Raw genomic sequence first — 840 nt, 5'->3', positions numbered from 1 at the left:
GCATGCAGCACCTCGATGCCCGGCGTGGCGCCCAGCAGCCCGGCCAGCACCTGGCGCACCACGGCGGAGTCGTCGACGATCAGGACGGTGGTCTTGCGTGTCATGGTCTGTGTCTCTTCTTTCAGTTGTCCCGAGCGCCGCGCGGCACCGACGATCGAATGGCCGCGAAGCGGCATGGGGGGTGTTTCATGAGACCGATGGAGGAATCTGGCGCACCCAGACGGAGCCGCTGGCGATGTCGAAGATCACCTGCCGGTGGCCTTCGCCGAACAGGTGCTCGCGGCGCACCGGGATGCCCATGCCGGCCAGCATCTCGCGCGCGGCATGGCCGTTCTGCATGCCGATGGGATGGGCGCCGCCCTTGGCCGTGCGCGAGGGAAACATGTTGCCCCCGCCGAAGATCTTGGCCTCGCACTCGGCCGCCGGCACGCGCTCGCGCTTGAGGCCCTGCACCATCAGCGCCAGGGCCTCGTCGCCGTAGCGGCCGTCGAGTTCCTCGCCGCCGCGGGCGATGCGCCGGCGCTCGCCCAGCAGGAAGTGGCACATGGCGCCCACCTGGCGCTTCGGATGCCACAGCGTGATGGCCACGCAGGAGCCGAGCATGGTGCGCAGGCGCAGCGTGGCGTCGCCCACGAACCATTCCCCGGGCTGCAGGAAGATGTCCATGGGTTGGGGGGACAGGGACATGCGGGTCGGTCGCGGCTGGAAGGGAAATCAGAAGACGGCGGCACACGCAGCCGGCTCAGGGCTTGCGGTAGACCGAGGGCGCGATCTGCTCGACGGCCGTGGACACGCCGTGCAGGCTCTCGGAATGCCCGATGTAGAGACTGGCTCTTAAAC

General features: G+C 68.9%; 1 protein-coding gene. It reads right to left on the bottom strand.

Annotated features, from left to right (window positions below; translation table 11 throughout):
- Positions 1 to 186: 186 nt before the first annotated feature.
- Positions 187 to 687 (bottom strand): chemotaxis protein CheD, encoded by a 501-nt coding sequence (locus NS331_RS24460; protein ID WP_242873879.1) that lies wholly within the window; start codon positions 685 to 687, stop codon positions 187 to 189.
- Positions 688 to 840: the final 153 nt, after the last annotated feature.

It is taken from the genome of Pseudacidovorax intermedius, assembly GCF_001476815.1.
GTDB lineage: Bacteria > Pseudomonadota > Gammaproteobacteria > Burkholderiales > Burkholderiaceae_C > Xenophilus > Xenophilus intermedius_A.
Note: the sequence above shows the minus strand (reverse complement) of the source record. Positions and strands in the feature narration are given on the sequence as shown.